The organism is Streptomyces sp. NPDC127129, assembly GCF_042671585.1.
GTDB lineage: Bacteria > Actinomycetota > Actinomycetes > Streptomycetales > Streptomycetaceae > Streptomyces.
The window spans coordinates 140247-166489 of sequence record NZ_JBHXTV010000011.1; the positions used below are offsets into that span (position 1 = coordinate 140247).

General features: G+C 70.7%; 23 protein-coding genes. 3 read left to right on the top strand and 20 right to left on the bottom strand.

Annotated elements, in window-relative coordinates; translation table 11 throughout:
• Positions 1-122 precede the first annotated feature (122 nt).
• From ACFVGW_RS21950 to ACFVGW_RS21980, 7 genes are all read right to left on the bottom strand, one after another.
• On the bottom strand, positions 123-299 hold the full coding sequence (locus ACFVGW_RS21950; protein ID WP_385853183.1) for a hypothetical protein: 177 nt from the start codon (positions 297-299) through the stop codon (positions 123-125).
• A complete protein-coding gene (locus tag ACFVGW_RS21955) occupies positions 296-1123 on the bottom strand; it encodes a shikimate dehydrogenase (protein ID WP_385853184.1) in 828 nt (275 codons plus the stop codon). Before ACFVGW_RS21955 ends, ACFVGW_RS21950 begins: the two co-directional genes overlap by 4 nt.
• On the bottom strand, positions 1123-2847 hold the full coding sequence (gene mltG, locus ACFVGW_RS21960; RefSeq protein WP_385853185.1) for an endolytic transglycosylase MltG: 1725 nt from the start codon (positions 2845-2847) through the stop codon (positions 1123-1125). The genes ACFVGW_RS21955 and mltG overlap by 1 nt, the downstream gene beginning before the upstream one ends.
• A gap of 100 nt (positions 2848-2947) precedes the next feature.
• Positions 2948-3412, bottom strand: a complete 465-nt coding sequence (gene ruvX / locus ACFVGW_RS21965; RefSeq protein ID WP_383175798.1) for a Holliday junction resolvase RuvX — start codon at positions 3410-3412, stop codon at positions 2948-2950.
• A gap of 2 nt (positions 3413-3414) precedes the next feature.
• The gene (alaS, locus tag ACFVGW_RS21970; protein ID WP_385853186.1) at positions 3415-6084 is read right to left on the bottom strand and encodes an alanine--tRNA ligase; all 2670 of its coding nucleotides are present in this window, start codon (positions 6082-6084) and stop codon (positions 3415-3417) included.
• A complete protein-coding gene (locus ACFVGW_RS21975; protein ID WP_383225736.1) occupies positions 6084-6437 on the bottom strand; it encodes a DUF6167 family protein in 354 nt (117 codons plus the stop codon). Before ACFVGW_RS21975 ends, alaS begins: the two co-directional genes overlap by 1 nt.
• A 6-nt stretch (positions 6438-6443) precedes the next feature.
• Complete coding sequence (locus ACFVGW_RS21980; RefSeq protein ID WP_385853187.1) at positions 6444-6866, bottom strand: DUF948 domain-containing protein; 423 nt, start codon at positions 6864-6866, stop codon at positions 6444-6446.
• A 170-nt stretch (positions 6867-7036) separates the two neighbouring features.
• Here ACFVGW_RS21980 and ACFVGW_RS21985 point away from each other — a divergent pair, with 170 nt between their 5' ends.
• The gene (locus ACFVGW_RS21985) at positions 7037-9157 is read left to right on the top strand and encodes an ATP-binding protein (RefSeq protein ID WP_385853188.1); all 2121 of its coding nucleotides are present in this window, start codon (positions 7037-7039) and stop codon (positions 9155-9157) included.
• 53 nt (positions 9158-9210) lie between these two features.
• Here the strand turns inward: ACFVGW_RS21985 and rpsD are convergent, their stop codons facing one another.
• The 5 genes from rpsD to ACFVGW_RS22010 all read right to left on the bottom strand — a co-directional run bounded on the left by rpsD (position 9211) and on the right by ACFVGW_RS22010 (position 14370).
• On the bottom strand, positions 9211-9825 hold the full coding sequence (gene rpsD, locus ACFVGW_RS21990) for a 30S ribosomal protein S4 (protein WP_158985446.1): 615 nt from the start codon (positions 9823-9825) through the stop codon (positions 9211-9213).
• Positions 9826-10180: 355 nt separating this feature from the next.
• Entirely contained in the window at positions 10181-11533 is a 1353-nt protein-coding gene (locus tag ACFVGW_RS21995) for a replication-associated recombination protein A (protein ID WP_383225733.1), read from the bottom strand.
• 75 nt (positions 11534-11608) lie between these two features.
• Positions 11609-12220 (bottom strand): vitamin K epoxide reductase family protein, encoded by a 612-nt coding sequence (locus ACFVGW_RS22000; RefSeq protein ID WP_352186542.1) that lies wholly within the window; start codon positions 12218-12220, stop codon positions 11609-11611.
• Between the two features lie 169 nt (positions 12221-12389).
• Positions 12390-13652, bottom strand: a complete 1263-nt coding sequence (gene hisS / locus ACFVGW_RS22005; protein ID WP_352186541.1) for a histidine--tRNA ligase — start codon at positions 13650-13652, stop codon at positions 12390-12392.
• A gap of 10 nt (positions 13653-13662) precedes the next feature.
• On the bottom strand, positions 13663-14370 hold the full coding sequence (locus ACFVGW_RS22010; protein ID WP_352186540.1) for an MBL fold metallo-hydrolase: 708 nt from the start codon (positions 14368-14370) through the stop codon (positions 13663-13665).
• Between the two features lie 153 nt (positions 14371-14523).
• Here ACFVGW_RS22010 and ACFVGW_RS22015 point away from each other — a divergent pair, with 153 nt between their 5' ends.
• The gene (locus tag ACFVGW_RS22015) at positions 14524-15321 is read left to right on the top strand and encodes a peptidylprolyl isomerase (RefSeq protein WP_385853189.1); all 798 of its coding nucleotides are present in this window, start codon (positions 14524-14526) and stop codon (positions 15319-15321) included.
• Between the two features lie 188 nt (positions 15322-15509).
• Entirely contained in the window at positions 15510-16739 is a 1230-nt protein-coding gene (locus ACFVGW_RS22020; protein ID WP_383225729.1) for a DUF349 domain-containing protein, read from the top strand.
• A gap of 67 nt (positions 16740-16806) precedes the next feature.
• On the opposite strand, the gene ACFVGW_RS22025 is transcribed toward ACFVGW_RS22020, so the two are convergent.
• The 8 genes from ACFVGW_RS22025 to ruvC all read right to left on the bottom strand — a co-directional run bounded on the left by ACFVGW_RS22025 (position 16807) and on the right by ruvC (position 26092).
• The gene (locus tag ACFVGW_RS22025; RefSeq protein ID WP_383225727.1) at positions 16807-19281 is read right to left on the bottom strand and encodes a RelA/SpoT family protein; all 2475 of its coding nucleotides are present in this window, start codon (positions 19279-19281) and stop codon (positions 16807-16809) included.
• Between the two features lie 228 nt (positions 19282-19509).
• Positions 19510-20061: an adenine phosphoribosyltransferase gene (locus tag ACFVGW_RS22030; RefSeq protein WP_385853190.1), complete on the bottom strand. Its 552-nt coding sequence runs from the start codon at positions 20059-20061 to the stop codon at positions 19510-19512.
• Positions 20058-21149, bottom strand: a complete 1092-nt coding sequence (gene secF / locus ACFVGW_RS22035) for a protein translocase subunit SecF (protein ID WP_352186535.1) — start codon at positions 21147-21149, stop codon at positions 20058-20060. Before secF ends, ACFVGW_RS22030 begins: the two co-directional genes overlap by 4 nt.
• A 1-nt stretch (position 21150) precedes the next feature.
• Positions 21151-22941 (bottom strand): protein translocase subunit SecD, encoded by a 1791-nt coding sequence (gene secD / locus ACFVGW_RS22040; RefSeq protein ID WP_383295789.1) that lies wholly within the window; start codon positions 22939-22941, stop codon positions 21151-21153.
• Between the two features lie 146 nt (positions 22942-23087).
• Positions 23088-23555: a preprotein translocase subunit YajC gene (yajC, locus tag ACFVGW_RS22045; RefSeq protein WP_383224934.1), complete on the bottom strand. Its 468-nt coding sequence runs from the start codon at positions 23553-23555 to the stop codon at positions 23088-23090.
• A 176-nt stretch (positions 23556-23731) separates the two neighbouring features.
• The gene (ruvB, locus tag ACFVGW_RS22050) at positions 23732-24811 is read right to left on the bottom strand and encodes a Holliday junction branch migration DNA helicase RuvB (RefSeq protein WP_352186532.1); all 1080 of its coding nucleotides are present in this window, start codon (positions 24809-24811) and stop codon (positions 23732-23734) included.
• A gap of 112 nt (positions 24812-24923) precedes the next feature.
• A complete protein-coding gene (ruvA, locus tag ACFVGW_RS22055; protein WP_385853191.1) occupies positions 24924-25553 on the bottom strand; it encodes a Holliday junction branch migration protein RuvA in 630 nt (209 codons plus the stop codon).
• The gene (gene ruvC, locus ACFVGW_RS22060) at positions 25550-26092 is read right to left on the bottom strand and encodes a crossover junction endodeoxyribonuclease RuvC (protein ID WP_383224930.1); all 543 of its coding nucleotides are present in this window, start codon (positions 26090-26092) and stop codon (positions 25550-25552) included. Before ruvC ends, ruvA begins: the two co-directional genes overlap by 4 nt.
• Positions 26093-26243 lie beyond the last annotated feature (151 nt).

Below are 26243 nucleotides of genomic sequence, written 5' to 3' on the forward strand. Positions count from 1 at the left end.
GTGGCGCGACCGGGTGCGCGGCCCTGGCCCGCCACCCCCGATCCTCCCACGTCCGGGGGCCGAACCCGGCCGTCGGTCCAGCCATCGGACGCGAAGAACGTCAGATCGCCCGGGTCGCGGGTTCAGGCGGGGGAGCGCGAGGCCCGGACGGCGCGCCACAGCCGGCGCCCGCCCGCCGCCGCGAGGAAGGTCAGGCCGAGGGCGGCGAGGGTGTGCTCCGCCCACTCGGGCAGCAGGTTGACGATCAGCCTGAACAGGGAACCGGCCCAGTCCGCGGCGAGGGTCTCCTGAGCGTTCACTCGGTGGCCAGGGCCCTCTCACCGGCGTCGCGCATGGCGGACAGCGGGGCCTCGGGGACGCCCGTCATCTGCTCGACCTGGAGGACGGCCTGGTGGACGAGGAGGTCGAGGCCACCGAGGACCGCCCCGCCGCGCTTCGACCACGCGGCGGCGAGCGGTGTCGGCCACGGGTGGTACAGCACGTCGAAGAGGGTGCCGGGCGCGCCGGGGACCTCGCCCGCGAGCGCGTCGGTGGTGCCGGCCGGGGTGGTGGCGATGACGAGCGGGGCGGCGAACGCCCGGTCCGCGTTCGCCCAGTCGGCGGTACGCACGTCCACGCCGAGCCGCTCGCCCCAGCCGCGCATCTCCTCGGCCCGCGCCTCGCTCCGTACGTACGCGGTGACCGGGCCCGTGCAGATCCGCGCGAGTGCGGCGAGCGCGGAGGAGGCAGTGGCACCGGCCCCGAGGACCGCCGCGGACTCGACCTTGTCGACGCCCCGCTCCCGCAGGGCGGCGATCAGGCCGGGGATGTCGGTGTTGTCGCCGACCCGACGGCCGTCCTCGGTGAAGACGACCGTGTTGACGGCCTCGACCGAGGCGGCCGTGTCGCTGATCTCGTCGAGCAGCGGGATGATCGCCCGCTTCAGCGGCATGGTCAGGGACAGCCCGGCCCAGGACTCGTCCAGTCCGGCGACGAAGCCGGGAAGCCCGGCCTCGTCTATCTCGAACCGGTCGTACGACCAGGCGTCGAGGCCGAGCGCGGCATAGGCCGCCCGGTGCAGCACCGGGGAGAGCGAGTGCGCGATCGGCGAGCCCAGGACGGCCGCACGCCGCGGTGACGGCATCAGTTCTTCCTCGACTTGTTGAACTCGTTGACGAGCTTCTGGTGGTCCGCGTTCGTCTTGGTGAACTGGGACGTCTTGCCGTCGAGGGAGATGAAGTAGTACCAGCCCTCGTCCGTCGGGTTCACCACACCCTTCAGCGCCTCGTTGCCCGGGTTTCCGATCGGACCGGGCGGCAGACCCTTGTAGAAGTACGTGTTGTAGACGTTGTCGTACTTTCGCAGCTCTTCGAGGCTGAGGTCGATCTTGCTCTGGTTCTTGATGTAGTTGTACGTCGAGTCGAACTCGAGCTTGCCGTAGGTCTGCGGGTTGCTGGGCTTGAGCCGGTTGTAGACGACCTCGGCCATCTTGCGGAAGTCGTCGTGCGACGTGCCCTCGGCCTGGACGAGGCTCGCGATGGTGATGAGCTGCCAGGGGCTGTCGACCCCGAGCTGCTTCGCCTTGGCCTCCAGGTCGTACTTCGCGTACTCCGCGTTGGAGCGGGCGACCATCTTGCGCAGCACGTCCTCGGGCTTGTTGCCCTTGGCCACCGGGTAGCTCGCCGGGAAGAGGAAGCCTTCCAGCGGATCCTTCAGGTCCTCGTGGTTCTTCGCCCACTCCGGAAGGCCCAGGTCGTCCGCCTTCGCCTTGGCGACGCCCTGCGTGGTGCCCGCCTTGAGTTCGAGCTTCTTGTCGATCTGCTCGTAGACCCAGACGTTCCGCCGGCCTTCGGGGATCACGAAGTTCGCCTGGCTCGCCGGGTCGAGCATCATCGTGACGGCGCTCTCCGCCGACATCTCCTTCTTCAGCGTGTAGACACCCGCCTGGATGGAGAGGCCCTTGGGGTTCTTCCCCTGCGCGGCGACGAAGGCGTCCACGCTCTTGACGACGCCGGCCTTCTTGAGGATGTTGCCGATCTCGTAGCCGCCGGAGTCCTTGGGGATCTCGACCTGGACCGAGCCGCTGCCCGCACCCGTGAAGTCCGGTGCCTCGCCGAACTGGCCCTGCCAGAACTGGTAGCCGAAGTAGCCGATGCCGCCGACGCCGCCCACGAGCACGAGCGCGACGACCAGGCAGGCGACGCCGTTCCTGCTCTTCTTGCCCTTGCCGCCCCTGCGGTCGCGCCCGCCCCGCGACGACCGCCTGTCGCCGGGCTCGTCGTCGTACTCGTCGTCGTCGGTGCCGTCCTCACCGGTGAAGAAGGGGTGCCGCTCCTCTTCCTCGGCCTCGGCGGCCGCCTCCGCCTCCCATTCAGTGACGGGCTCCGGCGGGGCCTGCCGCCGGCCCGGGGGCTGCGGCGGCGGGTACGCCTCGGGGGTGCCGTAGAGGTCCGGGTTCTGACCGCCGTAGGGGTCGGCGGGCGTCGCGCCGTACGGCATGGCCGCCTGGCCCGTCTCCCAGGTCGGGTCGTACTGCTGTACGGGATATCCGGACGTGTCGTAGCCCTGGGCGGCCTGCTGGCCCTGGTATCCCCCGTACGTCGCGGGATCGACGTACTGCTGGGGGTGGTGCTGCGCCGTCTGGTGGTACTGCCCCTGCTGCTGCGGGTGCTGCTGCGGGTGCTGCTGCGGCTGCTGCTGGTAGTGGGGGTCGTAGCCCTGCGGCTGGCCCTGGCCGTACGGGTCCTGGTGACCGTACTGCTGCGCCTGCTGCGGGTACTGCGGCTGACCTCCCCATCCCTGGTCCCCGTACAACGGGTCCTCGGGATGCCACGGTTCGGAGCCGGGGCCCCGGCCATACTCAGTCATCGATCCCCAAACAGCCGCGAGGCTTCCGGACGGTCCGCCTCTACGTAGTGCGGCAGCAATTCGAACACGCCGCATCGCGCGGAACGTTACCGTATCGCGATCAGATGACCACTTCGACGCCCTCGCCGGGAGGATTACCCGATACCCGTTCGGACTCAAGAGCATTCTGAAGGATGATCACAGCGGCGGCCTGATCGATGACGGACCGCCCCTTCTTCGACTTCACCCCCGAGGCCCGGAGCCCCTGGGTCGCCGTCACGGTCGTCATCCGCTCGTCGACCAGGCGGACCGGGACCGGGGCGATGCCCTTCGCCAGCTCACCCGCGAACCGGCGGACCTTGGCCGCGGCCGGGCCCTCGCCCCCGGAGAGGGAGCGAGGGAGCCCGACCACGACCTCGATGGGCTCGTACTCCTCGACGATCTGCCGGAGCCGCCGGTGGGCGGCCGGGACGTCACGTCCCGGCACGGTCTCCACCGGTGTGGCGAGGACCCCGTCGGGGTCGCACGAGGCGACCCCGATCCGGGCGTCCCCGACGTCGATCGCGAGACGACGACCGCGGCGCATCGTCACGCGGTCTCCACCACGAGACGCTCGACGGCGTCGATGGCCTCGGCGACGGCCTCCGGGTTCTGACCGCCGCCCTGGGCGACGTCCGGCTTGCCGCCACCGCCGCCGCCGAGGGTCTTGGCGGCGGTACGGACCAGCTCACCGGCCTTGAGACCGCGCTCGCGGGCGGCCTCGTTGGTGGCGATGACGGTCAGCGGGCGGCCGTTGGCCGTGGTGAACAGGGCCACGACGGCCGGGCGGTCCGACGGGATGCGACCACGGACGTCGAGGACCAGCTTGCGCAGGTCGTCGGCGGACGTGCCGTCCTGGACCTGGCCGGTGACGAGCGCGACACCGCGGACGTCCTTGGCCGTCTCGACGAGACCGGCGGCGGCCTGGAGGACCTTCTCGGCGCGGAACTTCTCGATCTCCTTCTCGGCGTCCTTCAGCTTGCCGAGCATGGCGGAGATCTTCTCCGGAAGCTCCTCGGAGCGGCCCTTGACCAGGTCCTGGAGCTGGGCAACGACCAGGTGCTCACGGGCGAGGAAGTTGTACGCGTCGACGCCGACGAGGGCCTCGACCCGGCGCACGCCACTGCCGATCGACGACTCGCCGAGCAGCTTGACCAGGCCGAGCGCGGCGGTGTTCTTGACGTGCGTACCGCCGCACAGCTCCTTGGAGAAGTCGCCGATGGTGACGACGCGCACCTTCTCGCCGTACTTCTCGCCGAACTCGGCGATGGCGCCCTGGCGCTTGGCCTCGTCGATCGGCATGACCTCGGCGTGGACGTCGAGCTCGCGGGAGAGGACCTCGTTGATCTTCTGCTCGACGTCCATGAGGACCGTGCCGGGAACGGCGTTCGGCGAACCGAAGTCGAAGCGGAAGCGGCCGGGCGAGTTCTCGGAACCGGCCTGGGCGGCGGTCGGGCCGAGGGCGTCACGCAGGGCCTGGTGCGTCAGGTGCGTGGCGGAGTGGGCACGGGCGATCGACTGGCGGCGGCGGACGTCGATGGCGGCGTAGGCGGTGGAGCCGACCGTCACCTCGCCGACCTGGACCGAGCCCTTGTGCACGGAGACACCGGGGACCGGCTGCTGGACGTCACGGATCTCGATGACGGCGCCGCTGTGGAGACGGATCCGGCCCTGGTCGGCGAGCTGGCCGCCGCCCTCGGCGTAGAACGGGGTCCGGTCGAGGACGACCTCGACCTCGTCGCCCTCGGAGGCGGCCGGCGACGGGACGCCGTTGACCAGCAGACCGACGACCGTGGACTCGCCCTCGGTGTTGGTGTAGCCGGTGAACTCGGTGGCGCCGTTGCCGTCGGCGATCTCGCGGTAGGCGGCGACGTCGGCGTGGCCGGTCTTCTTGGCCTTGGCGTCGGCCTTGGCCTTGTCCCGCTGCTCCTGCATGAGGCGGCGGAAGCCGGCCTCGTCCACGGAGAGCCCCTGCTCGGCGGCGATCTCCAGGGTGAGGTCGATCGGGAAGCCCCAGGTGTCGTGGAGCAGGAAGGCCTTGTCGCCGGAGAGGACGGTGCCGCCGGCGGCCCTGGTCTCGGTCACGGCGCCGTCGAGGACGTTCGAGCCGGCGTTGAGCGTCTTGAGGAAGCGGGCCTCCTCGGCGAGGGCCACGGTCTCGACCCGCTTGCGGTCGGTGATCAGCTCGGGGTACTGCTCGCCCATGGTGTCGATGACCACGTCGACGAGGTCCTGGACGACCACGCCCGTGGCACCGAGCAGACGCATGTTGCGGATGGCGCGGCGCATGATGCGGCGCAGCACGTAGCCGCGGCCCTCGTTGCCCGGGGTGACACCGTCGCCGATGAGCATCACGGAGGTGCGCATGTGGTCGGCGACGACGCGGAGCGAGACGTCGCTCTCGTGGGCCTTGCCGTAGGCGACGCCGGTGAGCTCGGTGGCCTTGTCGATGACGACCTGGAGGGTGTCGGTCTCGTACATGTTCTGTACGCCCTGCAGGATCATCGCGAGGCGCTCCAGCCCGAGGCCCGTGTCGATGTTCTTCGACGGCAGCTCGCCGAGGATCGGGAAGTCCTCCTTGCCGGAGCCCTCACCGCGCTCGTACTGCATGAAGACCAGGTTCCAGATCTCCACGTACCGCTCGTCGTTCACGGCGGGGCCGCCCTCGACGCCGAACTCGGGGCCTCGGTCGTAGTTGATCTCGGAGCACGGGCCGCAGGGGCCGGGGACGCCCATCGACCAGTAGTTGTCCTTCTTGCCGAGGCGCTGGATGCGCTCGGCGGGGACGCCGACGACGTCGCGCCAGATCTGCTCGGCCTCGTCGTCCTCCTGGTAGACGGTGATCCAGAGCTTCTCCGGCTCCAGCCCGTAGCCGCCGTGCTCCACCGAGGAGGTCAGCAGCTCCCAGGCGAGCTTGATGGCGCCTTCCTTGAAGTAGTCGCCGAAGGAGAAGTTGCCGCACATCTGGAAGAACGTGCCGTGGCGGGTGGTCTTGCCGACCTCTTCGATGTCGGGCGTACGCACGCACTTCTGCACGCTGGAGGCGCGCGAGAACGGCGGCTTGACCTCACCGAGGAAGTACGGCTTGAAGGGAACCATGCCGGCGGGGACCAGAAGCAGAGTCGGGTCGTCCGCGATGAGCGACGCCGAAGGCACGACGGTGTGCCCGCGCTCCTCGAAGAAGCTCAGCCAGCGGCGGCGGATTTCAGCCGACTCCATCAGTGGTCCTCATTCCGGTTGTACGAAATCGTTCGGTACGAATGCGTGGTGGTCGTGTTCGGGGTGGCATCGAGCGGTGCCCTGCGGCGCGGCCCGGGGAGCTCGCGCTCGGCCGGTGCGTCCGGGGAGGCCTCGATGCCGAGCGCCTCGCCCAGTTCGGCTTCGCGCTGGACCATGCCCGCCCTGACGTCGAGGGCGAAGTCCTTGAGCCGGTGACCGGTCTCGATCGCCTTGTTCGCCGCCTGCGCGGCGAGGCTCTCCGGGGTCAGCTGCTTGAGCTTGCGGTTGACCTTGGTGGTGGCCCACACACCGGCGGCTGCGCCTGCGGTGAACCAGAACGTACGGCGGAACATCGCGGGTCAGCCTTTCTGCTTCCGGCGCCGCGCGGAGGGCACGGTGCGACCGACGACGGTGCGCGGGGCGGGCGCGGGCGGTGCCTGGTCCCGGCCGAGGGCCCTGCGCACTCCGTAGCCGAAGGCCGCGACCTTGACGAGCGGTCCCCCGAAGGTGGAGGCGACGGTCGTGGAGAGCGCCGAGGCGTTGGAGGTGACCTCCTGGACGTCCGAGGCGATGGCGTCCACGCGGTCGAGCTGGGTCTGTGCCGACCGCACGGTGGCGGAGGCGTCGCTGAGCAGCGGGACCGCCTGTTCGGTCACGTCCGCCACGAGCTTGGTGGTCGCCTTGAGCGTCTGCGCCAGCCTCACCAGAACCACGGCGAGGAAGGAGACGAGAATCGCCCAGAACACGGCCACCAGGATCCCGGCAACCTCTCCACCGGTCACTCCGCACCGCTCTCTGCTGTCGTTGGGCCCTTGCGAAAAGTCGTCCTCCGACCCTATCGCGCCCGGGGTCTTTCCCCGTACCGCATTACGGGCGGTACGGGGGCTCCCGGGAAGGGAATCGGCCGACCCGATTGTACGGAGTGCGCGTGGATGAGTACGCTCCGTGTCCCATGCGAAGGACCAACCTCCCGGCGGAGCTGAACGTCTTCGTCGGACGGGCCGCAGAACAGGACCGAGTGACCCGGCTCCTGGAGGCGTCGCGCCTGGTCACCGTCGTCGGAGTGGGGGGCGTCGGCAAGACCCGGCTCGCCCTGAGGGCCGCCGGGGCGGTGGAGAAACGCTACGCCGACGGCGTGTGGCTGGCCGACCTCTCGGTGCTGCCCGACCCGGAGCTCGTCGCCTTCGCCCTCGTCGAGGCGCTGGGGCTGACCGATCACACGATGCGCACCCCGGCGGAGACGCTGACCGACCATCTCGCGGAGCGCCGGCTGCTGCTGGTGGTGGACGGTTTCGAGCACCTCGTCGAGGAGTGCGCCCCCCTGGTACGGCAGCTTCTCGCGCACGCCCCGGGTCTCACCGTCCTCGCGGTGGGCCGCCGTCCGCTGCGCGTCGACGGGGAGGCCGTGTTCACCCTGGCGCCGATGGACGAGCACGACGCGGAGGCGCTGTTCGTGCAGCGGGCGGAGGCCTCGGCCGGGCCCGGCCCGGCGGTCGGGTCCGTGCGCGAGCTGTGCCGGCGGCTCGACGGGATTCCGCTGGCGCTGGAGCTGGCCGCCGCGCGGATGCCGCTCCTCACGGTGGAGCAGATGCTGCGGCGGCTCGGCGACCGGTTCCGGCTGCTCACGGACGGGGCGCGGGGCGCCCTCCCCCGGCACCAGACGCTGCGTACGGCGATCGGCTGGAGTCACGAGCTGTGCACACCGGAGGAGCGGCTGCTGTGGGCGCGCCTCTCGGTCTTCGCCGGGCCGTTCGACCTGGAGGCGGTGGAGTACGTCTGCGCCGGCCGGGAGCTTCCGCCGGAGCGGGTGATGGATGTGCTCGGCGGTCTGCTCGCGCAGTCGCTGGTCGCCCGCGAGGACACGGTCGCCGGTCCGAGATATCGGATATTGGATACGGTCTCGGATTACGGGGCGGAGTGGCTGGCGGCGCTCGGCGACACCGAGCGCATGCGCCGTCGGCACCGCGACTGGTACATGGGCCTGGCCACCTGGTGCGAGCTGGAGTGGTTCAGCCCGCGTCAGGCCGAGGTGGCGGCCTGCCTGGAGGCCTCGCTCCCCAATCTCCGGGCCGCCCTCGAACTCTGTCTGGAGCAGCCGGACGAGGCGCATCTGGCGCAGCACCTCGCGGGGACGCTCTGGTTCGCCTGGGTCGGGTGCGGGCGCCTGGCCGAGGGCCGGCACTGGCTGGACCGGGCGCTCGCGCTCGACTCGGAGCACGACGACGCCCGGCTGAAAGCCCTGTGGGTGGTGGGGTACGTGACGATTCTGCAAGGCGACGCGACGGCGGCGGTGGCTGCGCTGCACGAGTGCCGGGAGCGGGCCCGCTCCGTCGGCAACCCGCTGGCGGAGGCGTACGCGACGCACCGGATGGGCTGTCTGGCGCTGCTCTCGGACGACATGCCCCGGGCGGAGGAGCTGATCGGCCGGGCCCTGGCCACGTACCGGGAGCTGGGCGAGCTCAACAGCAACGTGCTGATGGGTCAGGTCGAGCTGGCGATGGCCCGGGTCTTCCAGGGCGATCTGGCGGGCGGGGTCGCGCTCTGCGTGGAGGTGCGCGAGATCTGCGAGGAGCGCGGCGAGCGCTGGACCAAGGCGTACGCGCTCTATGTCCTGGCGTACGCGGCGTGGGCCGGGGGCGATCACCGCGAGGCGCGGACGCTGCTCACGGAGTGCGTCGGCATCAACCACATGTTCCACGACCTGGTGGGGCTGGTGCTGGCGATCGAGCTGCTCGCGCTGGTGACGGCGAGCGAGGGCGACCCGACGGAGGCGGCCGTGCTGCAGGGCGCCGCGCTGCCGGTGTGGGACTCGGTGGGTCTGCAGCTCTTCGGCTCGGGCCATTTCAACGGCGCGCGGGCGCTCTGCGCGGCCGAGGCCGGGGAGCTGCTGGGCGCGGAGCGCTACCGGGCGTCGGTGCGGGAGGGCCAGGGGCTCTCGCTGGACGCGGCGGTGGACCGGGCGCTCAGCGTGCGCCGGAACAGGGCCGCGCGCGGGGCGGGCCCGCGGGCGCCGCGCCCGTTCCGTACGGCGTACCCGGAGAACGCGGAAGCCCGCCGGCTCCCCCACTGGTGAGAGCGGGGAAGCGGCGGGCTGAACACCGCGAGGGTGGTACTACGGCCCCTTGATCAGCGGGCGTAGTACTCGACGACCAGCTGCTCGTCGCAGATGACCGGGATTTCCTTGCGGTTCGGGTCGCGGTCGAGGCGGAAGGCCAGGGCCTTCAGGTTGACCTGCAGGTAGCGCGGGGTCTCGCCGTCGGCGGCGAAGCCACCCTCACGGGCCACCTGGAACAGGGGCTTCTCGCGGGAGCGCTCGCGGACCATCACGACGTCGTCGGGACGGACGCGGAACGACGGCTTGTCGACCTTGCCACCGTTGACCTGGATGTGACCGTGCACGACCATCTGGCGGGCCTGGTAGATGGTGCGGGCGATGCCCGAACGCAGGACCAGGGCGTCGAGGCGACGCTCGAGCTCGACGACCAGCGCCTCGCCCGTCTTGCCTTCGGCCTTCTTGGCGCGGTCGTAGGCGCGCGCCATCTGGCGCTCGCTGATGTCGTACTGCGCACGCAGACGCTGCTTCTCGAGCAGACGGACCTTGTAGTCCGAGTTCTGCTTGCGGCCACGGCCGTGCTCGCCCGGCGGGTAGGGGCGGGCCTCGAAGTACTTGACGGCCTTGGGGGTCAGCGCGATGCCGAGGGCACGCGACTTCTTGACCTTGGGACGGGACTGGTTCGGCATGAACCAACCTCTCTATCTGTACGAATACGGCTTCACCAGGGTTAGAGGAGGTCGCATCCGCAGCCGGGGAAACCCGTACGGTCGTCGAGGACCTGACGGGCAGCCGCTCCCTGGTCTGGGCACATACGTGCAGCACGCGAACGGCCCATCGCCTGGTCCCGGGGGTCCGGGGAGGTGATGGGTTGCCCGCGACACCTTCGAAGGTGCGCGACGCTCCTGGAGATTCCGCGCGAGGCGGGTCTCCGGCTGCCTGTCCCGTTCTGGTGGCGCCGGCCGAAGCCGGACACGGGACGCAGCACTCCGCACGAGTGTACCGGGTCGGCCGGGGCCTCGTGCACGCGCCCGGGTGCTGCCCTCAGCCGTCGCCGCGCAGCCGTTCCCGCACCTTCTCCACCACGTCCGCGTACCGCGCCTCCGCCCCGTAGCGCGTCGGCTCGTAGTAGCGCCTGCCGTGGACCTCGTCCGGCGCGTACTGCTGCGCCGCGATGCCGCCCGGGACGTCGTGCGGGTACACGTACCCCTGGGCGTGGCCCAGCTTGGCCGCGCCCTTGTAGTGCCCGTCGCGCAGGTGCGGCGGGACCGCGCCCGCGAGGCCGTTCCGCACGTCCGCCTGGGCCGCGAAGATCGCGGTGGTCGCCGCGTTCGACTTGGGGGCCAGGGCCAGCGCGATCGTGGCGTGGCTCAGGGTCAGCGCCGCCTCGGGGAAGCCGATCATGGCGACGGCCTGGGCGGCCGCCACGGCCGTCGGCAGAGCGGTCGGGTCGGCCAGGCCGATGTCCTCGCTGGCCGAGATCATCAGCCGGCGGGCGATGAACCGTGGGTCCTCCCCCGCCTCGATCATCCGGGCCAGATAGTGCAGCGCCGCGTCCACGTCCGAGCCGCGGATCGACTTGATGAGGGCGCTGGCCACGTCGTAGTGCTGGTCGCCGTCCCGGTCGTACGTCACCGCCGCCCGGTCGACGGTCTCCTCGACCGTCTGGAGGGTGATCTCCGGCTCGCCCTTGGCGAGTGCCGAGCCCGCGGCCGCCTCCAGGGCGGTCAGCGCGCGCCGCGCGTCGCCGCCGGCGATCCGCAGCAGATGGGCCTCGGCGTCCTCGGGCAGGGTGACCGCGCCGCCGAGACCCCGGTCCTCGGTGAGGGCCCGCTTGAGCAGATCGCGCAGGTCGTCGTCGGTGAGCGGTTCGAGCGTGAGCAGCAGGGAGCGGGAGAGCAGCGGCGAGATGACAGAGAAGTACGGGTTCTCGGTCGTCGCGGCGATGAGCGTCACCCAGCGGTTCTCCACCGCCGGGAGCAGCGAGTCCTGCTGGGCCTTGGAGAAGCGATGGATCTCGTCGAGGAAGAGGACGGTCTCCTTGCCGAAGCCGCCGGCGGCGCGCCGCGCGCCCTCGATGACGGCCCGGACCTCCTTGACGCCCGCCGTGATCGCGGAGAGCTCCACGAAGCGCTTGTTGGTCGCCTTCGAGACCACGTACGCCAGGGTCGTCTTCCCGATGCCCGGCGGACCCCAGAGGATCACGGACGAGGCGCCAGCCGGGCCTCCGTCGCCCTCGCCGACGAGCCGCCGCAGCGGCGAGCCGCGCTTGAGCAGATGCTGCTGGCCGAGGACCTCGTCCAGGGTGCGCGGACGCATCCGTACGGCCAGGGGGCTGCTGGACGGGTCCTTCTCCTGGCGTTCTTCGGCGGCTGCGGTAAAGAGGTCGGGCTCCACGCCATGAAGCCTAAGTCAGAGCACTGACAGCGCGGCCCGCGCCCCGAGCTCGCGGCCCGTCAGCCCGTCAGCTCGTCAGCTCGTCCAGAAGTCCCACCAGCGCGTGAGGATCAGCATGCCGATGATCCCGATGTGCAGGACGGGGAGCACCCAGGTGAACTCGTCGAAGAAGTTCCGCAGGCCCTGGGGCGCCGGGATGACGCCCTTGCGGACGTTGTGCGAGGTCACGTACCAGAACATGATGATCGTGGCGGCCCAGGCGAGGCAGCACCAGAGGCAGAGCGCGTTGATCTCGTAGAGCGACTGCTGCATGAGCCAGGTGCAGAACCCGACGCCGAACAGCGTGCCCGCGTTCAGTCCGAGCCAGTACCAGCGGCGGTAGCGGGCGCCGGCGAGGAGGCCGACGCCGATGGCGATCACCATGGCGTACGTGACGAGGCCGAGCATCGGGTTCGGGAAGCCGAAGACCGAGGCCTGGTCGCTCTTCATGATGTTGCCGCACGAGACGATCGGGTTGAGGCTGCAGCCGGGGGTGAAGTTCGGGTCCTCGAGGAGCTTGAACTTGTCGATCGTGATGACCCACGCGGCGAGCAGACCGGCGGCACCGGTGATCACCAGCAGCCAGGCCAGGGCACGGCTCGCGCCGATCGTGCCGCGTGCCGACTCGTCAACCGCCGTGTCTGTCATATCCCCGATCCATCACTCGCGGGCTTGTGGCCACGGTCATTCTGCCGTACGGGGCCCGCTCTCCACCGTTCGGTGGACATAAGGACGACCGGGGACCGTCCGCGCGAAGCGGTCCGGTCCCCGGTCGTCCGTGTGCCTTGTGCCGTGGGCCGTGCGTCTGCCGCCCTCGTCAGGCGAGCTTCGCCCGGACGGTGTCGACCAGGGCGTCCAGGGCCACCGGCTCCTGCTCTCCGGACTCCATGTCCTTGAGCTGGACCACGCCCTCGGCCAGGTCCCGCTCGCCAGCGACGACGGCGAACCGGGCGCCCGAGCGGTTGGCGTCCTTCATGGCGCCCTTGAGGCCCTTGCCGCCGAACGCGAAGTCGGCCGCGACACCCGCCTTGCGCAGTTCGGTGACCTTGCCGAACAGGACGCGGCGCGCCTCGTCGCCGAGCGCGACAGCGAAGACGCTGGTCGCCGCCGGGATGTCCAGCTCGACGCCCTCGGCCTCCAGGGCCAGCACCGTACGGTCCACGCCGAGCGCCCAGCCGACCGACGGGAGCACCGGTCCGCCGATCATCTCGGAGAGGCCGTCGTACCGGCCGCCGCCGCCGACCGCGGACTGCGAGCCCAGACCGTCGTGGACGAACTCGAAGGTCGTCCGGGTGTAGTAGTCCAGGCCGCGCACCAGCTTGGCGTCGTCCTCGAAGGCGACGCCCGCCGCGGTGATCAGGGCGCGCACCTCCTCGTGGTACGCCTTGCACGCGTCGCACAGGTAGTCGCGGAGCAGCGGTGCCCCGACGAGCTGCTTCTGCACGGACTCGCGCTTGTCGTCGAGGACCCGCAGCGGGTTGATCTCGGCCCGGCGGAGCGTCTCCTCGTCGAGGTCGAGGCCGCGCAGGAAGGTCTGCAGCGCCTCCCGGTAGACGGGACGGCACTCCTTGTCGCCGAGCGAGTTCAGCAGGATGCGGAAGTTCCGCAGGCCCAGCGAGCGGTACGCGTCGTCGGCCAGGATGATCAGCTCGGCGTCGAGTGCCGGGTCCTCGGCACCGATCGCCTCGGCGCCGACCTGGGAGAAGTGCCGGTAGCGGCCCTTCTGCGGGCGCTCGTAGCGGTAGTACGAGCCGGAGTACCAGAGCTTGACGGGCAGGTTGCCCTGCTTGTGCAGGCTGGCCTCAAGGGCCGCGCGCAGCACGGAGGCGGTGCCTTCGGGGCGCAGGGCCAGCTCGGAGCCGCCCTTGGTCGTGAGGGTGTACATCTCCTTGGTGACGATGTCGGTGGACTCGCCGACACCGCGCGCGAAGAGGTTGACGTCCTCGAAGCCGGGCGTCTCGATGTAGCCGTAGCCGGACTTGCGCAGGGGTCCGGAGATGGCGTCCCGGACCGCCAGGTACTTCGCGGAGTACGGCGGAATCAGGTCGTACGTGCCCTTGGGGGCCTTGAAGGTGCTCAACGTCGTCTCGTCACATTCCTCGTCGGGGAGCCTTCGCGCTCCCGAGGCCGGCGGCCACGTCCCGCAGGTACGGGTTCGTGGCGCGCTCCTGGCCGATGGTCGTCTGGGGACCGTGTCCCGACAGCACCACGGTCGAGTTGTCGAGCGGCAGGCACACGCGGGCCAGCGATTCGAGCATCTCGTCCATGTCACCGCCGGGAAGGTCGGTGCGTCCGATGGAGCCGGCGAAGAGCAGATCGCCCGAGAAGAACACGGAGGGGATCTCCGTGGTCTGCGGCATCTGGAAGGTCACCGACCCCTTGGTATGACCGGGCGCATGGGCGACGGAGAACTCCATCCCGGCGAGGTCCAGCGTGGCGCCGTCGGTGAGCTCGTGCACGTCGTCCGGCTCGCCCACGGTCAGCTCGCCCATGAGGGGCATCCCGATGGAGCGGCCGAGGGCCTTCTCCGGGTCGCTCATCATGTACCGGTCGGCGGGGTGGATCCACGCGGGTACGTCATGGGCGCCGCAGACCGGGACGACCGAGGCGACGTGGTCGATGTGTCCATGGGTGAGGACCACGGCGACGGGCTTGAGCCGATGCTTCTTCAGCGTCTCCTCGACACCCTGGGCGGCCTGGTGGCCCGGGTCGATGATGACGCACTCCTCGCCTGCGGCGGGGGCGACCAGGTAGCAGTTGGTCCCCCAGGCCCCGGCGGGGAACCCGGCAATCAGCACGATCGTCCTTAAATGTCGTCCGGCACGGGGTGCGGCGGAGCGGAAGCGGCAGATCAGAGCCTACCGGCGCTGCGTATTCCACAGCCAACCCGTATACGGTACGGGCACACCCGGCCAGGACAGGAACAGTCGAACGACTAAGGAGCAGACCCGGTGGTCAGCAGCGATCAGCGGCGGCGGCAGCTCGCCAGGGAGAAGTACGAGCGTCAGCAGCAGCGGCGGCAGGAGGCGCGGCACAAGGCCAAGCGCCGGAACACCGTGATCGCGGCCTCGCTCGCCGTCGTGCTGGCCGCGGGCGGAGCGGTGTACGCGTCCGTCGCGCTGACCGGCGAGGGCAGCACCGCCGCGGCCGATGACGCGACGCCGAGCGACGCCGCGACGCCGACTCCCACGGCGACCGAGTCGAAGGCGCCGGAGCCGGCGATGGCCGTCGACAAGAAGGCCACGTACGCGATGTCCCTGAAGACGAACCGGGGCGACATCGGGATCACCATGGACGCGGCGAAGACCCCGCACACGGTGAACTCCTTCAAGCATCTGGCGGACAAGAAGTACTTCGACGGGACGAAGTGCCACCGGCTCACCACCGAGGGCATCTTCGTCCTCCAGTGCGGTGACCCGAAGGGCGACGGCACGGGCGGTCCCGGCTACACCATCCCGGACGAGAACCTGGACGCACTGGGCAAGGCCGGCGCGGACGGCTCGGTGACCTTCCCCGCCGGGACGGTCGCGATGGCCAACACGATGCAGCCGAACACCGGCGGCAGCCAGTTCTTCCTCGTCTACAAGGACACGAAGCTGCCGCCCCAGTTCACCCCCTTCGGGAAGATCGACGCGGCCGGTCTGAAGGTCGTCGAGGAGGTCGCCGAGGGCGGGGTCGAGGGCGGCGCCAAGGACGGCGCGCCCAAGACGGCCGTGACGATCGAGAAGGCCACGGTCGCCAAGAAGTGACACACGGCGTGACCGTTGAATTTCGGTCGCGCGGAGAGCGGACAGCCGGGCGGCCGGTCGCCTAGATTGGCGTTGTGGCAGCGCGGTCCTGTATCCGCGTTGTTGAGGGCGGGCGAGGCCCGCCGGGAACCTGTGGACGATGCCCAGGGGGCACAACCCCCTCGTCGGCATCATGTGGAGGAGGCGCTGTGAGCAGCGACCCGTGGGGCCGCGTCGACGAGACGGGCACCGTGTACGTGCGTACAGCCGAGGGCGAGAAGGTCGTCGGATCGTGGCAGGCCGGCACTCCCGAGGAGGCTCTGGCCTACTTCGAGCGCAAGTACGAGGGCCTGGTTGTCGAGATCGGCCTCCTCGAGAAGAGGGTGAAGACCACCGACCTCTCGGCGAAGGACGCCACGGTCGCGATCGACCACATCCGGCAGCAGGTCGACGAGCATCACGCCGTGGGTGACCTCGCCGCGCTGACCGCCCGGCTCGACAAGCTGGTCGAGACGGTCGAGTCGCGCCGTGAGGAGCGCAAGGTCCAGAAGGCCAAGCAGGCCGACGAGGCGCGCGGCGCCAAGGAGGCTCTGGTCAAGGAGGCCGAGGAGCTGGCGCAGAGCGAGCAGTGGCGGGCGGCCGGCGAACGGCTGCGCGCGCTCGTGGACACCTGGAAGGGCCTGCCGCGGCTCGACCGGAAGTCCGACGACGAGCTGTGGCACCGCTTCTCGCACGCCCGCTCGGCGTTCTCCAAGCGCCGCAAGGCGCACTTCGCCTCGCTGGACGCGCAGCGCGAGGAGGCCCGCAAGGCCAAGGAGAAGCTGGTCGCCGAGGCCGAGTCGCTGTCGAACTCCACGGACTGGGGTGGCACGGCCGCCCGCTACCGCGAGCTGATGGCGGAGTGGAAGGCCGTGGGCCGTGCGCAGCGCGAGCACGAGGACGACCTGTGGAACCGCTTCCGCGGCGCCCAGGACGTCTTCTTCGCGGCGCGCGGTGAGGTCTTCGCCGAGCGGGACGCGGAGCAGACCGAGAACCTCAAGCTGAAGGAGGAGCTCGCGACCGAGGCCGAGAAGCTGGTGCCGGTGACGGATCTGAAGGCGGCTCGCGCGGCCTTCCGCTCCATCAACGAGCGCTGGGAGGCCATCGGCCATGTGCCGCGCGACGCCCGGCCGAAGGTCGAGGGCCGGATGCACGCGGTGGAGCGGGCGATCCAGGAGTCCGAGGAGTCGGAGTGGCGCCGTACGAACCCGGAGGCACGCGCGCGTGCCGCGGGTCTGACGGGCCAGCTGCAGGACGCCGTCGACAAGCTGCAGAAGCAGATCGACGCGGCCCGCGCGGCGGGCAACGACTCCAAGGCCGACAAGCTGGCGCGTGAGCTGGAGGGCCGCCAGGCGCTCCTCGACCAGGCCCTGAAGGGTCTGCAGGAGTTCGGCGGCTGATCCCGCGTACGTACGAGAAGGGCCCCGGTACCTCGCACAGGTACCGGGGCCCTTCTCGTACGCGCTGTTACGGACGCCGCGCCGAGGTGACGCGGTAGACGTCGTAGACGCCCTCCACGCCGCGGACGGCCTTCAGGACGTGCCCGAGGTGCTTCGGGTCGCCCATCTCGAAGGTGAAGCGCGAGGTGGCCACCCGGTCGCGGGAGGTCTGGACGGCCGCCGACAGGATGTTGACGTGCTGGTCCGACAGGACGCGGGTGACGTCCGAGAGCAGCCGGGAGCGGTCGAGGGCCTCGACCTGGATGGCGACCAGGAAGACCGAGGACTGCGTGGGCGCCCACTCGACCTCGAGGATGCGCTCCGGCTCGCGCGACAGCGAGTCCACGTTGACGCAGTCGCTGCGGTGGACCGAGACGCCGCTGCCGCGGGTGACGAAGCCGATGATCGGGTCGCCTGGTACGGGCGTGCAGCAGCGGGCCAGCTTGACCCAGACGTCCTCGACGCCCTTGACGACGACACCGGGGTCGGCGCTGGAGCGCCGCTTGGCGCGACCGCGGGTGGGCGGGGCGGTCTCGGCGATGTCCTCGGTGGCGGCCTCCTCGCCGCCGAGGGCCTGCACGAGCTTCTGGACGATGGACTGGGCCGTGACATGACCCTCGCCGATCGCCGCGTACAGCGAGGAGATGTCGCTGTAGCGCATCTCGTGGGCGAGCGTGACGAGCGAGTCGCCGGTCAGGATCCGCTGGATGGGCAGGTTCTGCTTGCGCATGGCGCGCGCGATGGCGTCCTTGCCCTGCTCGATCGCCTCGTCGCGGCGCTCCTTGGAGAACCAGGCGCGGATCTTGTTGCGGGCGCGCGGGGACTTGACGAAGCCCAGCCAGTCGCGGGACGGGCCCGCGCCGGCGGCCTTGGAGGTGAAGACCTCCACCAGGTCGCCGTTGTCGAGGGTCGATTCGAGCGGGACGAGCCGCCCGTTGACCCGCGCCCCTATGGTGCGGTGGCCGACCTCGGTGTGGACGGCGTAGGAGAAGTCGACGGGGGTGGCCCCGGCGGGCAGCGCTATGACGTCGCCCTTGGGGGTGAAGACGAAGACCTCGTTGCGCGACAGGTCGAAGCGGAGGGACTCCAGGAACTCGCCGGGGTCCTCGGTCTCCTTCTGCCAGTCGAGCAGCTGGCGCAGCCACGCCATGTCGTTGAGGTGGTCGTCCTTGCCGGAGCTCTTCGGCACGTCGGTGCGCACCTTGGAGGCCCCGGCGGAGGGGTCCTGCTTGTACTTCCAGTGCGCGGCGATGCCGTACTCGGCCCGGCGGTGCATGTCGAACGTACGGATCTGCAGCTCGACGGGCTTGCCGTTGGGTCCGATGACCGTCGTGTGCAGCGACTGGTACATGTTGAACTTCGGCATCGCGATGTAGTCCTTGAACCGGCCGGGGACCGGGTTCCATCGCGCGTGGACGGTGCCGAGGGCCGCGTAGCAGTCGCGGACGGTGTCCACGAGGACGCGGATGCCGACCAGGTCGTAGATCTCCGCGAAGTCACGGCCGCGGACGATCATCTTCTGGTAGACGCTGTAGTAGTGCTTCGGCCGGCCGGTGACGGTGGCCTTGATGCGGGCGGCGCGCAGGTCGGACTGGACCTCGTCGGTCACTATGGCGAGGTACTCGTCGCGCTTGGGGGCGCGCTCGGCGACGAGCCGGACGATCTCGTCGTACATCTTGGGATAGAGGATCGCGAAGGCGAGGTCCTCCAGCTCCCACTTGATGGTGTTCATGCCCAGGCGGTGGGCCAGGGGCGCGTAGATCTCGAGGGTCTCGCGGGCCTTCTTCTCCTGCTTCTCCCGCTTGAGGTAGCGCATGGTGCGCATGTTGTGCAGCCGGTCGGCGAGCTTGATGACCAGGACACGCGGGTCCTTGGCCATGGCGACGACCATCTTGCGGACGGTCTCGGCCTGCGCGGCCTCGCCGAACTTGACCTTGTCGAGCTTGGTGACGCCGTCGACGAGGAGGGCGACCTGGTCGCCGAAGTCGCGGCGCAGGGTGTCCAGGCCGTACTCGGTGTCCTCGACGGTGTCGTGGAGCAGACCGGCCATGAGCGTGGCCGGGTCCATGCCGAGCTCGGCGAGGATGGTGGTGACGGCGAGCGGGTGCGTGATGTACGGGTCGCCGCTCTTGCGCTTCTGGCCGCGGTGCCAGCGCTCGGCGACCTGGTACGCCCGCTCGACCTGGCGGAGAGTCGCCGTCTCGATCTTCGGGTCGTTGGAGCGGACGATCCGGAGCAGCGGTTCGAGGACCGGGTTGTACGGGGAGGAGCGCTGGACGCCGAGGCGGGCGAGCCGTGCGCGCACCCGGTTGGACGAGCCGCCGGAGCGTGTCACGGGGGCGGGTGCGGGCTTGGGCGTGGAGGCCGGTGCCGGGGCGGGTGCCACGGGCGTGGGCCTGCTCTCCGCGGGCTTGTTCTTGGGCGTCGCGGGCTCCGCCGCAAGGGCCTTGTCGGCCTGCGGGTCGGGCTGCGCGGCGGAGAGTGGCTGGGCCTCGTCTGGCAAGAGCGCTCCTATGGGGTCCCCCCGGACGAAGTCTGGGGGAGGTACCGGGTCCCCCGGTCAGGCCCGGAAAGGCCATCGTATCGAGCCGGGGGCCGCCGTGCTCCCGCGTGCGGAGGGTGAGACGGGCACCACGCGCGCGAAGGTCCCGTTCCGGGGCATACACCGGAGAACGGACGGGGCGCCCCGGGGATTCCCCGGGGCGCCCCTCACCACACGCGCGGTGCGGTGTCAGACCGTGATCAGCGCCTCCAGCGGAGCACCGCGCAGGGCGGGCTCCAGGCGGGCGCGGCCCGGCAGGAAGCCGAGCTCCATGAGGACCGCGACGCCCGCGACCTCGGCCCCGGCGCGCCGGACGAGCTCGATGGAGGCCTCGGCGGTGCCGCCGGTGGCGAGGACGTCGTCGATGACCATGACGCGGTCGCCGCCGGCCAGGTCCTCGGCGTGCACCTCGATCTCGGCGGTGCCGTACTCCAGCTCGTACGCCTGCTTCAGCGTCGCACCGGGCAGCTTGCCGGCCTTGCGGACCGGGACGAATCCCAGGCCCGCGCGGACGGCGACCGGTGCGGCGAGGATGAAGCCGCGCGCCTCGAGGCCGACGATCTTCGTCGCGCCGTGCGTGACGCACAGCGCGGCGAGGCTGTCGGTCAGCGCCGTGAACGCCGCCGGGTCCGCGAGCAGCGGGGTGATGTCCTTGAACAGCACGCCCGGCTTCGGGTAGTCGGGGACGTCCCGGATCCGGCTGAGGAGCAGGGCCGTGGTGTCCTGTGCCTCCGCGGTCATCCTCGGTTCTCCGACGGGCGGCCGCGACGGCCGCGCTGGCCGACGACCGTGGTCTCGGCCTCGTCGTGGAAGCCGTCCGCGTCCTCGTCGGCGCCGTCCAGGGGCTCGCCCTTGGCGGCGGCGGAGGCGCGCTTGGCGAGCACCCGCTTCCTGAGCGCCTTCATCGCCGGCTCGCGCTCCTTGAGGTCGGCGACGAGCGGGGTGGCGATGAAGATCGAGGAGTACGCGCCGGCGGCGAGGCCGACGAACAGCGACAGCGAGATGTCGTTCAGCATGCCGGCGCCGAGGACACCGCCACCGATGAAGAGCAGGCCGGCGACCGGGAGCAGGGCCACAACGGTGGTGTTGATCGAACGGATCAGAGTGCCGTTGATCGACCGGTTGGCCAGATCGCTGTAGGTGTAGCGGGTCTGCTTGGTGATGTCCTTCGTTCCCTCCTTGAGGGAGTCGAAGACCACGACCGTGTCGTACAGCGAGTAGCCGAGGATCGTCAGCAGACCGATGACCGTACCGACCGTGACCTCGAACCCGACGAGCGAGTAGATGCCGACGGTGATGGTCAGGTCGTGGATCAGGGCGATGAGCGCCGCTACCGCCATTCTCCATTCGAAGGCGATGGCCAGGTAGATCACCACGAGGATCATGAAGACCGCGAGACCGGTCCATGCCTTGTTGGCGATCTGCTCACCCCAGCTGGGGCCGACCAGCTCCGCCGCGATCTTGTTCTCGGCGATGTTGAGGTCCTTGGCGAGCTCGGAGCGGACCTGGTCGGACTTCGCGGTGTCGAGGCCGCCGACCTGGATGCGCAGCGCGCCGCTGCCGAGCTTCTGGACGACGGCGGGGTGGCCGGAGGCCTCCTCGGCGTACTCCTGGGCCTGGGAGACCGAGACCTCGGACTTCGGGGTGGTGAAGACGGCACCGCCCTGGAACTCGATGCCCATGTTCAGACCGCGGACGGCCAGGGCCACGATCGCCGTGATGGTGATCAGGATGGACAGGCCGTACCAGAGCTTGCGGTTGCCGATGAAGTCGTAGGCGACCTCACCGCGGTTGAGCCGGGCGCCGAGACTGTCGCGCTTCTTCGCCATCTCACGCCTCCTTCGGGGAGTCGACGGTGGCGGAGACACGACGGGAGCGGCGCAGCGGCGGCTTGGCGCCGAGGCGCTTGGGGTCCAGTCCGGACCAGGCGTGGCCCTCGCCGTAGAACTTGGTGCGCGCGAGCAGCGTCATCAGCGGCTTGGTGAAGAGGAACACCACGACCACGTCGAGCAGGGTGGTCAGGCCGAGGGTGAACGCGAAGCCCTGCACCTTGCCGACGGTGACGACGAAGAGCACCGCGGCGGCGAGGAACGACACGAAGTCGGAGACGAGGATCGTACGGCGGGCGCGCGGCCAGGCACGCTCGACGGCCGGGCGCAGGGTCCGGCCCTCGCGGACCTCGTCGCGGATGCGTTCGAAGTAGACGATGAACGAGTCCGCGGTGATACCGATGGCCACGATGGCGCCACAGACGGCCGGCAGGTTCAGCGCGAAGCCGATGGCCGGGCCGAGCAGCGACATGATCACGTACGTGAGGAGAGCCGAGACGCCGAGGCTGAGCAGGGCGATCAGCGACAGGCCGCGGTAGTAGACGATCAGGTACAGCACGACGAGAGCGAGGCCGATGGCGCCGGCGATCAGACCGGCCTCCAGCTGCTCACCACCGAGCGCGGCGGTGACGGTGTCGACGCTCTGGGTGTCGAAGGAGAGCGGCAGGGCGCCGTAGGACAGGATGTTGCCGAGGTCCTGGGCCGACTGCTGGTTGAAGCTGCCGGAGATCTCCGCGTTGGCGCTCAGCGTGGTCCGCACCGACGGGGCCGAGACGACCGAGCCGTCCAGGACGATCGCGAACTGGTTCTGCGGCTCCTGCTGCTGCGAGAGCTTGCCGGTGATCTGCGAGAACTTCTTGGCACCCGCGTCCGTGAACTCCATGTTCACGATCCACATGCCGCGCTGCTGGTCGAAGACGCCCTTGGCGTCGTCGACGTCACGGCCGTCCACCTCGGCCGGGCCGAGGAGGTACTTGGCGTCGCCCTCGGTACCGCACGCGAGGGTGGGCTGCTCCGCGGGAACGCCCTGGGCCGGGTTCGGCACGACCTTCTTGTCGCCGGACTTCGGAGCCTTCGGCGTGCAGTCGAGCGCGGCGAACTGCTGCTGCAGCTTCGCCGCGTCGTCGGAGGGCGGCGTGGTGCCGGGTGACTTCGAGGCGTCCGGGGACTTCGAGGCGTCCGGCGAGGGGGTGCCCGAGGCGCTCGGGGTGGGCGCCTTCTTCAGGGCCTCGCTGACGGCGCGGCCCTGCGTGGTGGCACTCGCGGAGGGAGAGGCCTTGCCGTCCGAGGCCGAGGCCGACGGGCTCGCGGAGGAGCCGGCGGACGGCTTCGTGGACGCGGACGGCGTGGGGCTGCCGGACGGCGTCGGGGTCGCCGGACCGCTCGGGGCCCAGGCCAGCACCGGCCGGAAGTGCAGCTGAGCGGTCGTACCGACCTGCTCACGCGCCTGCTTCTCGTCCACACCCCGCGGGATGTTGACGATGATGTTCTCGCGGCCCTGCGTCTGGACCTCGGCCTCGGAGACACCCAGACCATTGACACGGCGGTCGATGATGCCGACCGCGGTGTTCATGTTGGTCTCGTTGACGGCGTCTTCCTTGCCCGGCTCGGCCTTCGCCTTGAGCGTGATCGAGGTACCGCCGGCGAGGTCGATGCCCAGCCGCGGTGTGGTGTGCCCCGACCAGAACATCGCGCCCGTGAGCGCGACCATGGCGATCAGGATCAGAGCCAGGGCACGCCCCGGCCTGCTCTGGCCCCCCGCCGGCCTTCGGCCCTTCTTCGGTGCTGCCACCTTGTCGTTTCTCCCTGTCCAACCGCCCGGCGCCGGGTGTGCGCGGTGCGGCCACGAAAGTGTGTGTGGGGACCTGCCCCCGCAGACGTGGAACCGTGCCGGGGACCGCGGACGCCGGTGGGCGTTTCCGCGGTCCCCGGTCGCGACTACTTCGCCTCGGTCCCGCTGTCGCCCTTGCCGTCCTTGGTGACCTCGGCGTCGGCCTCGACGGCCTCGGCCTTCTTGGTCAGGTCGGGCTTGGTGTCCTCGGCGGCCTCGTCCGCCTCGACGGCGTCGGCCGTCTCGGTCAGGGAGGAGGCGTCGTCCGGGACGACGGTCTCGGCGTCCGGCTCGTCACCGTGGACGATGCGGTTGTACTCGTCGTCCGAGAGGACCGCGCCGATGGCGTTCTTCGCGTAGACGGCGTGCACGCCGGGAGCGACCTCGAGGAGGACGGTCTCGTCGCCGATTTCCTTGACGGTGGCGTACATCCCCCCGATCGTCCGTACGCCGGTGCCGGGCTGCATCTCGTCGCGCATCTGCGCGGCCGCCTGCTGCTTCTTCTTCGCAGAGCGGGTCATCAGGAACATGGCCCCGATGAGGACGATGAAGGGGAGGAGGGTCACGATACTCACGGGACGGGTTTCCTTCGCACGGACGCGGAGAACCCGCGGCCTGATCTTCGGGGGTGGGCGTGCCGGCCAGAAAGGTCGGCATCGGCGGAGTCTAGGCGAGTCCGCATCGTTGGAACAACGTCCAGCATCGCACCCTGGTTCCTCGTCCGACGAGTCTCCGCGCCGTCACCGGGCCGTCACGCCCCGAAGAGCCCCTGTTGTCCGCTTCCTGGCGCGCCCGGGGCCGCTGCCTGCGGCGGAACGAGCCCGAGGTGGGCCCATGCCGCCGGAGTGGCGACGCGGCCACGCGGTGTGCGCGCCAGGAGTCCTTCTCGTACGAGGAAGGGTTCGGCGACCTCTTCGACGGTCTCCCGCTCCTCCCCCACCGCCACCGCGAGGGTCGACAGACCGACCGGGCCGCCGCCGAAGAGCTTGAGCAGGGCCTCGAGGACGGCGCGGTCGAGCCGGTCGAGGCCGCGGGCGTCCACCTCGTACACGCCGAGCGCGGCGGAGGCGATCTCGCGGGTGATCACGCCGTCGGCCCTGACCTGGGCGTAGTCGCGGACGCGGCGCAGGAGGCGGTTGGCGATGCGGGGGGTGCCGCGGGAGCGGCCGGCGATCTCGGCGGCTCCGGCGGTGTCGATCTCGACGTCGAGGAGCCCGGCGGAGCGGTGGATGACGCGCTCCAGCTCGGCGGGGTCGTAGAACTCCATGTGGCCGGTGAAGCCGAAGCGGTCGCGGAGCGGGGGCGGCAGGAGACCGGCCCGGGTGGTGGCTCCGACCAGGGTGAAGGGCGGCAGCTCCAGGGGGATGGCGGTGGCTCCGGGGCCCTTGCCGACGATGACGTCGACGCGGAAGTCCTCCATCGCCATGTAGAGCATCTCCTCGGCGGGCCGGGACATGCGGTGGATCTCGTCGAGGAAGAGGATCTCTCCCTCCTGGAGGGAGGAGAGGATCGCGGCGAGATCGCCGGCGTGCTGGATGGCGGGGCCGGAGGTGATCCGGATCGGGGCCTTCATCTCGGCGGCGATGATCATCGAGAGGGTGGTCTTGCCGAGACCCGGGGCGCCGGAGAGCAGGACGTGGTCCGCGGTGGCGCCGCGCTGGCGGGCGGCCTTGAGGACCAGGTCGAGCTGCTGACGGACCTTCTCCTGGCCGACGAACTCGTCGAGGTCCTTGGGACGCAGCGCCGCCTCGACGGCCTGGTCGTCGCCGTCGGCGGAGGCGCCGACGAGGCGGTCCTCGGCTGCGGGTGCGGTGTCGTCGTCCCAGTTCACGGTCTCTGCCTTCGTGGTGTGGTGCGGTGCGTGTCTGTGCGGGCGTAGGGGCGTGGCCGGGGCCGCCGCGCGGGGCTCCTTCCCGGCCGCTCCCCCGCCCGATGAGGCATCGTCAGCGGGCCCGGTTCAGGGTTTGGAGGGCCGCGCGGAGAAGCTGGGGGACCGGCGCCGCTCCGCCCGCGGCGATCGCGGCTTCGGCCTGCGGGGTCACCATCGCGACCGCCTCCTCCGCCTCACGGGACGCGTAGCCGAGGCCGATGAGGGCGGCGGAGAGCTGCTCCGTCCACGGCGCGGGACCGGTCGCCGCGCGCTGGGCGCCGACGAGGCCGCCGGTGCCGAGCGGCTGCCCCAGCTTGTCCTTCAGTTCGAGGAGGAGTTTCTGCGCCCCCTTCTTGCCGATGCCGGGGACGGCGGTCAGAGCCTTCTCGTCTCCGGTGGCGAAGGCCAGGCGGAGCGCGTCGGGGCTGTGCACGCCGAGCATCGCCTGGGCGAGGCGGGGTCCGACGCCGCTGGCGGTCTGGAGCAGTTCGAAGACCTGACGCTCGTCGTCGTCGGCGAAGCCGTACAGCGTCAGGGAGTCCTCACGGACCACCAGCGACGTGGCCAGCCGGGCCTCCTGACCGATCCTCAGGCCGGCGATGGTGTTCGGCGTGCACTGGACGGCCATGCCGATGCCGCCGACCTCGACGACCGCGGTGGTGGGAGCGAGCGCGGCGACCGGGCCGCTGACGAAGGCGATCATGCGGGTCGGCCTTTCGGGGCGTGGGTTGCGTGATGGGCGGCGACGGCCTGCTGGAGACGGTTCTGGGCCGGGGCGCGCCAGATGTGACAGATGGCCAGGGCGAGGGCGTCCGCCGCGTCGGCCGGCTTGGGCGGGGCCGAGAGCCGGAGCAGCCGGGTCACCATGGCTCCGACCTGGGCCTTGTCGGCGCGACCGCTGCCGGTGACCGCCGCCTTGACCTCGCTGGGGGTGTGCAGGGCGACGGGGATGCCGCGCCGGGACGCGCAGAGCATGGCGACGGCGCTGGCCTGGGCGGTGCCCATCACCGTACGCACGTTGTGCTGGCTGAAGACGCGCTCCACGGCGACCATGTCGGGCTGGTACTCCTCGATCCAGGCCTCGATGCCCTGTTCGATGAGGACGAGTCGCGGGCCGATCTGATCGTCCGCGGGGGTGCGCACGACGCCGACGCCGAGCATGGTCAGAGGGCGCCCGGCCACGCCGTCGACGACCCCCACGCCGCACCGCGTCAGCCCGGGGTCGACACCCAAGACACGCACTCGTCCTCCATCCCTCGGTAACCGCCTGAAGGCTACCGGCTGCCTCTGACACCGCGGCCGACCACGGGGGTCCCGGCGGGCCGACGGCCTGACGGGGCGGCGCCGGGGTGCCCCGAATTCACCTTGCCGTCATGATCGTTCCTCATTATGA

Coding starts and splice junctions, on each gene's coding strand:
- mltG (WP_385853185.1), bottom strand. CDS start 2,847: ATGACTGAGTATGGCCGGGGCCCCGGCTCCGAACCGTGGCATCCCGAG.
- ACFVGW_RS22000 (WP_352186542.1), bottom strand. CDS start 12,220: ATGACAGACACGGCGGTTGACGAGTCGGCACGCGGCACGATCGGCGCG.
- ruvX (WP_383175798.1), bottom strand. CDS start 3,412: ATGCGCCGCGGTCGTCGTCTCGCGATCGACGTCGGGGACGCCCGGATC.
- rpsD (WP_158985446.1), bottom strand. CDS start 9,825: ATGCCGAACCAGTCCCGTCCCAAGGTCAAGAAGTCGCGTGCCCTCGGC.
- ACFVGW_RS21985 (WP_385853188.1), top strand. CDS start 7,037: ATGCGAAGGACCAACCTCCCGGCGGAGCTGAACGTCTTCGTCGGACGG.
- alaS (WP_385853186.1), bottom strand. CDS start 6,084: ATGGAGTCGGCTGAAATCCGCCGCCGCTGGCTGAGCTTCTTCGAGGAG.
- secF (WP_352186535.1), bottom strand. CDS start 21,149: ATGGCGAAGAAGCGCGACAGTCTCGGCGCCCGGCTCAACCGCGGTGAG.
- ACFVGW_RS21955 (WP_385853184.1), bottom strand. CDS start 1,123: ATGCCGTCACCGCGGCGTGCGGCCGTCCTGGGCTCGCCGATCGCGCAC.
- ACFVGW_RS22030 (WP_385853190.1), bottom strand. CDS start 20,061: ATGACCGCGGAGGCACAGGACACCACGGCCCTGCTCCTCAGCCGGATC.
- ruvA (WP_385853191.1), bottom strand. CDS start 25,553: ATGATCGCCTTCGTCAGCGGCCCGGTCGCCGCGCTCGCTCCCACCACC.
- ACFVGW_RS21975 (WP_383225736.1), bottom strand. CDS start 6,437: ATGTTCCGCCGTACGTTCTGGTTCACCGCAGGCGCAGCCGCCGGTGTG.